The sequence below is a fragment of the Ectobacillus antri genome, from assembly GCF_003852715.1.
Classification (GTDB): Bacteria; Bacillota; Bacilli; order Bacillales; family Bacillaceae_G; genus Ectobacillus; species Ectobacillus antri.
In genome coordinates this window covers 1-9,393 of sequence record NZ_RIAV01000042.1, presented here as the reverse complement: position 1 = coordinate 9,393, position 9,393 = coordinate 1, and the positions used below count along the sequence as shown (strand labels likewise).

Sequence of the window (9,393 nt, the reverse complement as noted above, 5' to 3'; positions counted from 1 at the left end):
GGTTACCCACGTGTTACTCACCCGTCCGCCGCTAACCTCCGAAGAGGTTCGCTCGACTTGCATGTATTAGGCACGCCGCCAGCGTTCATCCTGAGCCAGGATCAAACTCTCCATAAAAGCGTTTGTCTAGCTAAAATAAATGTTGACGTTTTGTACTTCGTTCAGTTTTCAAAGAACTATGTATCGCTCATCGGCGACTTTCATAATATATCATTTCTGGTTTAACATGTCAACAACTTATTTTTAAGTTGTTTTTTGTTTTGTCAGAAGCGACATGTATTAATATACTATGTGATAGAGAGAACGTCAATTACTTTTTTAATAAAATAATAAAATGATTGTTTCTCTTCTATTTTTAATTAAGAAAAAGAAATGTACAAGCGTAGCTGCGGTCAGATCCTAAAAAAGAGAATATGCCGAGTAACATCATGCATACCCGTCACGTTCTCTTTTCATATGTCAGAAAAACTATATTACCTACTAGACACGCTTTTTTGATATAGATAATCTTCTCTTCAACTCGCATATCCAGAAATGTGTCTCCTACCTTACTTATTTCGTTGAGGCTACACTCTTTTTTCGTTTTTGAACATACAACCAAACTACTATTCCTAGAAATCCACCTACAGAATCAAGCAGCGCATCTTGCCAAAGCGGTGTGCGCCCGTCAGTAAAACCTTGATGGACTTCATCAAGCGCCGCGTATGTAACCAGCAATGTGAAGGCATACATAAATGTAAGGTGCACCGGAAGACGATATTGCGAGAATGCACGAAACAGCAATATACCTAAACCGAAGAACACTGTGAGGTGCGCGCCTTTTCGTACAAAAAACTCTAAAAATCCCGCTGCTCCCATATTTTGTACGCTAATTTCATAGTTAGCATAGGAGAATTTTACAGAGGAAAACCAACGTTCTACCTGCTCCGGATCAATTCGCTCCATAATGCCCGGTCTCATATCTTGTTTTTCATAAGGCTGTGAGGAAGAATAAAAAATCATTCCGGCCCACAGCAACACAGGAAGCCAATACTTCATAACATGATTCATAGTAAACTCCTTCATCAACTCTATATAAGTAGTATTTTTAATACAAAAAATCTATTAAATTTCGTTGTTGCTTTCCGTTACGGGTATTTCCTTTCCATGGGCAGTCAGAGACTCTCCTCAGCGCTATGCACCTGCGTAACTCGCTTTTCTCATCCTTCACTCCCATTAACAAATGACAATTAGCAATATCAGGCTTTAACACACCCAACACAAAATCCCCAAAACAGAAACATAAAGAATCAACTTCTTTTTATACATAGCCACGATCATATACCACTGTGATTACTATACCTTAAAAAGAATATCATTTCCTTCTTCCTATATAAACATCTTTCCTATTTTAGCAAACTCGACTTTATTTTTCATGTCAAAGCGCCGGGGTGCACCTGTAACACGAACACAATTACACATCGCCTGTTTGTCTCAAAACCAATGGCATTATCAGTTTTTCTCGTAAACAAAACGCTACAAAAAAATACAGCTCTGTTAAAGTTCCTTATTACTTTTTGTTGTAGGGAGTTGCTTTTCCCGCAGGAGTCTCATCCTTCTCCTCTAATCAGTGCCAAGTATCAACCTCAAACTTTCACACAGCAAAAAAATATAAAAAAATTTTCCCCTTTTACCTTCTTCGCATGTATATAGATAGCGAAAGGAGGTGATACACATGGCGATTCAATCAGGAATCACGGATATGAATTTACGTTTAACTCTTAACGGCGGTACGGATGCTAACGGCAAAGCAATCATGAAAAACAAAGTATACCGCTTTGTTAAAGTAGACGCACCAGCTGAAAAGGTACACGAAGTGGCGCTCGCATTAGCTTCCTTGCAGCAGCACACACTCGAAGCAATTCAATTGGTTAGCACGTCTGACATTGTATCTATTTAATAAGGGAGGAATAATGTATGCTTACACTTGAGCTGCAATTTTTAAAGGATGATGGTAAAACTGCCACATTCTCTATCGACAATCCTACTCTTCCAGTAGAAGAGACAGCGGTAAATGCGGTAATGGATACCATCCTAAATGCCGGTGTGTTCCGTACACTCGGGCCAAACTCGCGCAAAAAAGGAGCACGTCTTGTAGAACGAACAGTCACAGAATACGACTTACAATAGAAAGAAGGAGCCATTATGGCTCCTTCTTTGTTGTTTGTTGCGGTGCTTCTAACAGTACAAACCGATCCGCTATACCAATTGTCTCATACTTATACTGCGTTGTACCTACTGCAAATTCCGTTTGATAGAAGGAAAAAAAGAGATAATCCTGTTGTTTTGTGTGTTTATCAATCATCAGTCCCACTTGCGGTTCTACCACTTGCTCTGTAATGGATTTACCAAATGCAGCTAAGTCACCGATTACACTGTCTTGTTTTTCTGCCTCTGCTAATGTACTGTGGATAGCTGTACGCTCCATAAACTGTTTAGAAGCCCATGCTGTGTAATCTCCCTTTTCCGGATTTGTATTCGCTAAATACAGCAGGGATACTATAACAAGTGCTACTGAAAGATATCGCCATTTCATATCTGTCACCTCCATTTTTATAGTTATGACAGAAATGGCAAAAGTAAAACAAGCATTTCCCTACATGGGCGGGCTAGTCGGCTTTGGAGGAGCTGCTTTACGCATAGCAGGAATAAAAATCCAGCCATCTATACCATATGTAGCTGCATTTTCTTTTACTTTTAATAAAAAAAGAGATAAGATAATCATTTGCGGGTTAACATGTAAAGAACCCGACAATAAATATAAGAAGTTAAGTGCAATCGCGTACTGTAAAGAACGACGTGTAAATGAACCTGTTAATAAGAAGATTCCAATAATGAGCTCTGTTACCGGGATTAAATAGTTCAAAATTTCTACATTCGGTAAAAATAGATATTTAATAACAACCGCCCACCAGTCTTGAACCAAAACATCAGCACCAGACGCTTTCGCTTTTTCTAAAGCTCCTTTCAAAAAACTGGTAGCATTAAAGGAACCACCTTTAATTTTTTCATACCCTGCCATCGTCCACTTCACTCCGAGATATAAGCGGATTAACGTAAAGACAATGGATTTCTTTCCCCGACGCTGCAAGTACGCCCACATGAATTGACATCCCCTTTTCTTACAAGCTATGAAAATATGTAACTTTTATCTATCTTTCATAGTAGAAACCATAGTAATACAAGTCAATATTTTCCACATATTCTAATATCAAGAATAAACGTTTCTGATAGCTGTTGTTATAACAAACAAATCAGTTCTTAGTCTAAGAACTGATTTGTTTACAGAACTCTCTTATGGTGCCGTCTGTGTTAGTTTTGAAACTCGTTCTTTAAAATGAACGTTACCTATTGCAATTGTAGTGATTGTAGCAATTACAATTAAACCAGCCAAAATAGCCTGTAGCATTCTTTTTCTCACTTGCTTAATCATATGTGCGCTTCTCCCTTCTTTTATTCTTTTTAAAGAACGAAACGACTCATTAATTAATACTTTTATATTAACAGATGCACTAAATTTTAGCAAAGTTTTCGTTCTCCAAATCGAACAAAAAAGACATCTTCCGGAGAAGATGTCTGTTGATTACATTTGTGTAAAGATAGATTCTAGTGTTGATCCTACATACGTGATTGCAACAAGAATACTTGTCGAAATTACGTAACTCGTTATAACAAACGCAATGGCCTTACTTTTAGGAAAACCACCGACAATTTGTAGTCCCAGTGCAAGTAATATATAATTCCAAATTGCAAACACTTCAACAGAACCAGCAATACTATGAGCAATTGTACCTGCCTCAAATAATGGCGCTAAACTTGTATAGGACACTTGTTCTCCTCCAAGTACTGCCATTAGTACGACATTCACACCCTGCCCTAATACACCAATCATTCCTGTAAATACAAGAAGCAACAATATCTTCTTGTACGAAATACTTTCACCGAAAAGAAGTGCCAAAACTTTATAAAGCGCAGCTACAATAAATAAAACAAGATAGCTACCAATCAGTCCAAATATAAAAGCCATACCCATTGCAGCTACCGGTGATACTTCCGGCAACCCTTCAACACCTTCTACAGGCGGTATAAATTGTGTTGCAACTGCAGCGAGAATTGATAAAAGAAGCACAACGATAAACATTGGTAAACCGACCTTTACTTTCCCTCTCATTCTCTCAAACTGCAAGCTTGGTGAAGCAAAAATGCCGAATAAGGATGGCTTTTCCTGTGATTGAACGTTTGTTCCTAACTCCATGTTCATCTCTCCCTTTTATTTATTCATATCGTAGTGCTTCAATCGGATCAAGCTTCGCCGCCTTGTTCGCAGGAATCAACCCGAAAATAATACCCAATGTCATAGAGAACAATACGCCTCCCAATACAACTTGACCGGAGACAAGAGGTGGCCATTTTGCAAATGTGGACACGATATACGCTCCGCCAACGCCAAGACCGATACCAATGATACCACCAAGCAAAGTGAGCATCATCGCTTCAATTAGAAATTGAAGCAGAATCTTTCCTCTTGTTGCACCAAGCGCTTTTCGAATGCCAATTTCTCGTGTTCTCTCCGTAACAGATACAAGCATAATATTCATTACACCTATGCCCCCGACAAGCAAGGAAATACCGGCAATACCGCCAATGATGGACGTCATAATGGTCGTTACCTTTGAGATGCCTTTTTTGATTTCTTCCAGGTTTTGCACCTCGTACTTCCCTTCTAGCTCATCTGATTTATTAAAGTTTAATACATCAACTGCCTTTTGTCCTGCTGTTTCCATCAAATCCGGCGATTTTGCCTGAAGTGTTATGGACTGAATTTCGTCGCTACCATACATAACCGGCCAGATGGATAATGGTAGCAACATATAAGGAAAGCCTAAACCAAAAAATTCGTCATTTCCTTTATATACACCGATGATTTCAAATGGCTGCATTTTAACTTCAATAACTTTACCGATTGGATTTTCCTCGCCGTATAATTCTTTCGCAGCTTGTTCATTGAGCATCACAACATTATTCGCTTGCGCAAAATCATTGCCGGTTAAACTTCTTCCTTTTGTCACCTTAATCTTATTAATAGCAAAATAATCCTGAGTAATGCCTGTAATTTGAACAGATGATGTATTTTCATTGTGCGATAGCTGTTCAAATGAGGAGTTTACCGGAATCACATACTTTACTTCGGGAACACTTTGAATTTGAAACAAAGAATCTTGCGTAAAGGTTGGGGCTGTATATTCAACCATTGCAAACATACTTTCGTCTTTCGGCTTAAACTGAAGACTAATTGTATTGTTGCCGTCACCTACAATTTGTGATTTCAAAGCGGCTTCCCCGCCTTGTCCAATCGCAACAACAGTAATAATAGAACCTACTCCGATAATAATACCAAGCATTGTCAAAGCGGAGCGAAGCTTATGTGCCCAAATAGAGGAAAAGGCAATTTTGATGCTGTCCCAAAGCGTCATATTACCATCCTCCGATCCTGAATCACTTCACCATCTTTAATATAAATACGCCGCTTTGTATAGGCTGCAACTTCTTCCTCGTGCGTAACCATGATCACAGTTGTACCTTCTTCATTTAATTTTGTAAAAATGTTCATAATTTGCTCGCCTGATTTGGAATCAAGCGCTCCTGTTGGCTCATCGGCAAGAATAAAAGTTGGATTGTTTGCAATAGCGCGGGCGATGGCGACGCGTTGCTTTTGCCCGCCTGACAATTGGTTCGGTAAATGTCCCACACGATCAGCGAGACCCACTTTATCTAGCGCCTCTAGTGCTCGTTCACGGCGCTCCTTTTTCTTCAATCCACCATAAACGAGAGGCAGCTCTACATTTTCAACAGCCGATAAGCGTGGTAATAAGTGAAAATGCTGAAACACAAAGCCAATATATTGATTACGAAGCAGTGCCAAATGCTTTTCATCTGCAGTTAGTACATTCACTTTATTTAATATGTATTCACCCTTTGTTGGACGATCCAAGCAACCTATGATATTCATAATTGTAGATTTTCCGGAGCCGGATGGACCCATGATTGCGACAAATTCACCACTTTCGATAGAAATATTGATATTATGCAGAACAGGGACAGCTAACGCGCCTTGCGCATACGATTTGTACACCTGTTTGAGCTCAATCATTGTTCTTCACTTCCATCCCTTCATTCACATTTTTGGCAGGGTTTTTAACAACGCTTTGACCAGCTGTTACCCCTTCCAAGATTTCAATCCATTCCCCGTCGCTCATGCCAGTCGTTACGGTTTGTTTTTTTAACTTATTTCCCTCTACAAGAAATACATAGGGCTCCTCTGCATCTTCCTTCACACTAGTTCGCGGTACCGCCAACATGGTTTTTGCTTCTAACTCTACCTGCAACGAAACGTGATAACCCGGTGATAAACCCTCCTGAGAATCTAGCACCGCTTTATAAGGATAGTAGGATACCATTTGTGCAGGTTGCCCTCCGCCGGCTAGCTGTCCGGAATCGGCACTTGTTGGATATTCGCTTACCTCAATAATTTTCCCTGTCCATTTTTTATTGGATACAGCTTTAGCTGATATGGTTACTTTTTGATCTTTTACAATCTGACCTTTTTGTAGTTCTGTTAAAGTTCCCTGTATTTGGTACGGATCTTTGGACGCGATTTGCATCAGCGCCTTTGGCTGCCCCATCCCCTGTGTCTGTGTGGCGTCTTTATCAAGCTTTTGAATAACACCGTCGATACTGCTGTACACAATGAGCTCATTTTGGCGATTTGCCAATTCTTGTGCCTGTAGCTTATTTTTTTCAATTTCCAGTTCTATTGTTTTTTGCTGAAATTCAAGTTCTGCTAGCTGCGCGTTTAGTGGTTCGCGCATCGCTGCATCCGTTGCTTTTTGTATATCTTTCTTTACAGAAGCAATTTTATCCTTGCCTTGCTCATAGCGCATAGCTGTCATTTTCTTTTCTAACTCAATCTGCTTCACTTGTAGCGAGAGCTCAGAGCTTTCATAAGAAAACAGCTTCTGTCCTTTTGTAACCGCATCTCCTTCATTCACAAAAATTTCAGAAACCTTCCCTTTTGCCACATCCACATATACATTTTCAATGCTACCTGGTACCACTTGTCCTGAAATTAATTTGGTACTCTGAATGGTTCTCTCTGTTACCTTTTCAAACTGCAATGCTTCTGTCGGATTTTTTTTGCCTTTTACTACCGCAATATTAATTCCAGCAACCAACACGACCGCAGCGACAACTCCGGCAACAATCCACTTCTTCCTCTTCGGTTTCTGTACCAGTTCTGCTTGCATGACAGCTCTCCTTTTCTATTTATATACTATTATTATAAAATTTTTCCAAAACAAAACAACCCTTGACTTATTTATGGTTTTATGATTAGTTCTTTTGAACCCCAAAAAAAAAACAAAATAAAAGAGCTGAAACACAGCTCTTTTATATCTTGCTAAATTGAAAATCATTGCGACCCTTTTCTTTCACTTGATACAACGCTTCGTCCGCTCGACGCATCAAGGTTCCTTCATCTGTCCCATCACAAGGATACAATGCAATTCCCATAGACACAGTAGCAATGATGTGTTGATCTTTATAGTGAAAAGGTTGCTGAAACGCTTCTATAATGCGATTTGCAATCGCAGCCATACCTTCTTTGGTTATCTTAGGAATAAGAAGCACAAATTCATCACCGCCCAGGCGAGCAGGCAAATCTGATGTTCTGACTACACTGTTAAGACGTCGACCCACTTCGATGAGAAAAGTGTCTCCGCCTTCATGAGAAAATACATCATTGATTTGTTTAAAATTATCAAAATCCAAATAACAAAGCGCAAATGGTTGTCCGCGTTCCAGAAAATAATGCAGACGCTCTTCAAAAGCTCGGCGATTTGCCATCCCTGTTAACGGATCAAAAAACGCCAACTCTTTCAGCTGCGCTTCATATTGCTTCCGCTCACGAATATCTTTTGTTGATACGACAATATGATCGAACTCAGGAATTGAGATAAACCGCGCCTCAATCCATACCCATTCCTTTTCTTTCGCCTGTACACGGTATTCTACAACCGTCGGCTTATGGGTATGTAGCACACTAGCAATTCCATTTTGCACACGCTCCAAGTCTTCTTGATGAATACCATGATAAAAATGAGAATGCACAACCTCTTCCGGCGCATATCCGAGCACAGTACGAATCGCAGGTGAGACGTACGTCGTCACCAGTTCCTTAGATACAGTTAAGATATAGTCGTTTGAATGCTCCGCAATAATTCGATAGCGATATTCGCTCTCACGTAACGCTTGCTCATATTGTTGCTTCACGGTCATATCTCGCATCACACCAGACAACATCACGACCTTCCCTGCTTCGTTGCGAATAGGTGATAATGTTAAGCTGACAGGTACATGTGTCCCATCTTTTCGTACGACAGCCGTCTCAACATCACGCACAACATGACCGGATGTAGCACGTTGTACATAAGAGATTCGCTCCTCTTCTGCCAGCAACAATTTACCGGCGAACTTTTCACCATACAACTCTTTTTCAGACATCTCAAACAACGCTTCAAAAGCGGGGTTAACCTGTAAGATTTTCCGGTCCAAATCCATAATATACATCGGGTCGGCTGAGTTTGTGAAAAAGGCTTCTAGCTTTTCTTTTGCCTCTAGCATTTTGCGTTCTGTTTCACGCTTTTGTGTAATATCTCGGATGATAAAGCGCATGCCGTGCATATCTTGATATATTGCTTCTTGGCAAACAATCTCTGTCATTATACGTTCACCATTTAAACGTATCATTTCTGTTTCAAAAAAGCGGACATACCCGCGATTTTTTTGCTCTCGAAAGTGCTTCCATGCTAATTTCCACTGTGATGGACTAATCAGCTCAAATACATTCTTACCGAGCAAATCGTTTTTACTGGTTGCCCCTAGCAACTGCACCGTTGCTTCGTTTACGTATACAATCGTTTGTCCAACTTGAAAGGCAATCGGATCTGCATTCGTTTCCATCATTTCATAATATTGCTGCTCGCTGCGGCTAAGTTGTGTCTGTTTTCTGCCGCGTTGACGCCATATATAAACACACCAAATCCCAAGCAATACAAACAGGATTTCTTGTAAGTAACTCATATGTCCCCCTAACTACCGGAATCTGCATCTTAATTTTACTATATAACAAGAGTAATAATAAAGAAAAAGCTACAAAAAACGACAAACATTGCACATGAAAAATTTTCTACATTTACATGTATATAAAGAAACATAATGGGACATCCTACTATCAGGGCTTTCCCACCCTATAACATTTATTGCAAGTGAAACCATGCTCTCCCCCTAGTGCATGGT

11 protein-coding genes and 1 rRNA gene are annotated in these 9,393 nt (G+C 39.9%); 2 read left to right on the top strand and 10 right to left on the bottom strand.

What is annotated here, in order from left to right; translation table 11 throughout:
* Nucleotides 1-117: ribosomal RNA gene (locus EEJ45_RS17570) — 16S ribosomal RNA — on the bottom strand; the annotation flags it as partial.
* Nucleotides 118-552: 435 nt separating this feature from the next.
* The gene (locus EEJ45_RS17565; RefSeq protein ID WP_164464336.1) at nt 553-1,050 is read right to left on the bottom strand and encodes a VanZ family protein; all 498 of its coding nucleotides are present in this window, start codon (nt 1,048-1,050) and stop codon (nt 553-555) included.
* Between the two features lie 664 nt (nt 1,051-1,714).
* Between EEJ45_RS17565 and EEJ45_RS17560 the strand changes: the two genes are divergently transcribed.
* Both EEJ45_RS17560 and EEJ45_RS17555 read left to right on the top strand, forming a co-directional pair.
* Nucleotides 1,715-1,939, top strand: coding sequence for a DUF1659 domain-containing protein (locus EEJ45_RS17560; RefSeq protein WP_124566050.1), 225 nt, complete (start codon nt 1,715-1,717; stop codon nt 1,937-1,939).
* Nucleotides 1,940-1,956: 17 nt separating this feature from the next.
* A complete protein-coding gene (locus EEJ45_RS17555; protein WP_124566049.1) occupies nt 1,957-2,169 on the top strand; it encodes a DUF2922 domain-containing protein in 213 nt (70 codons plus the stop codon).
* Nucleotides 2,170-2,182: 13 nt separating this feature from the next.
* On the opposite strand, the gene EEJ45_RS17550 is transcribed toward EEJ45_RS17555, so the two are convergent.
* The 8 genes from EEJ45_RS17550 to EEJ45_RS17520 all read right to left on the bottom strand — a co-directional run bounded on the left by EEJ45_RS17550 (nt 2,183) and on the right by EEJ45_RS17520 (nt 9,177).
* The gene (locus EEJ45_RS17550) at nt 2,183-2,575 is read right to left on the bottom strand and encodes a DUF4359 domain-containing protein (RefSeq protein ID WP_124566048.1); all 393 of its coding nucleotides are present in this window, start codon (nt 2,573-2,575) and stop codon (nt 2,183-2,185) included.
* 60 nt (nt 2,576-2,635) lie between these two features.
* Nucleotides 2,636-3,142, bottom strand: a complete 507-nt coding sequence (locus EEJ45_RS17545) for a DoxX family membrane protein (protein ID WP_124566047.1) — start codon at nt 3,140-3,142, stop codon at nt 2,636-2,638.
* A 192-nt stretch (nt 3,143-3,334) separates the two neighbouring features.
* Nucleotides 3,335-3,472 carry a hypothetical protein gene (locus EEJ45_RS18535; protein WP_164464335.1) on the bottom strand — a complete coding sequence of 46 codons (138 nt, stop codon included), beginning with the start codon at nt 3,470-3,472 and terminating at the stop codon, nt 3,335-3,337.
* A gap of 150 nt (nt 3,473-3,622) precedes the next feature.
* The gene (yknW, locus tag EEJ45_RS17540; protein ID WP_164464334.1) at nt 3,623-4,294 is read right to left on the bottom strand and encodes a YknW family membrane protein; all 672 of its coding nucleotides are present in this window, start codon (nt 4,292-4,294) and stop codon (nt 3,623-3,625) included.
* Between the two features lie 19 nt (nt 4,295-4,313).
* On the bottom strand, nt 4,314-5,513 hold the full coding sequence (locus tag EEJ45_RS17535) for an ABC transporter permease (protein WP_124566045.1): 1,200 nt from the start codon (nt 5,511-5,513) through the stop codon (nt 4,314-4,316).
* The gene (locus tag EEJ45_RS17530) at nt 5,510-6,190 is read right to left on the bottom strand and encodes an ABC transporter ATP-binding protein (protein ID WP_124566044.1); all 681 of its coding nucleotides are present in this window, start codon (nt 6,188-6,190) and stop codon (nt 5,510-5,512) included. Before EEJ45_RS17530 ends, EEJ45_RS17535 begins: the two co-directional genes overlap by 4 nt.
* Nucleotides 6,183-7,343, bottom strand: a complete 1,161-nt coding sequence (locus EEJ45_RS17525) for an efflux RND transporter periplasmic adaptor subunit (RefSeq protein WP_124566043.1) — start codon at nt 7,341-7,343, stop codon at nt 6,183-6,185. Before EEJ45_RS17525 ends, EEJ45_RS17530 begins: the two co-directional genes overlap by 8 nt.
* Before the next feature lie 142 nt (nt 7,344-7,485).
* Complete coding sequence (locus tag EEJ45_RS17520; RefSeq protein WP_124566042.1) at nt 7,486-9,177, bottom strand: PAS domain S-box protein; 1,692 nt, start codon at nt 9,175-9,177, stop codon at nt 7,486-7,488.
* Nucleotides 9,178-9,393: the final 216 nt, after the last annotated feature.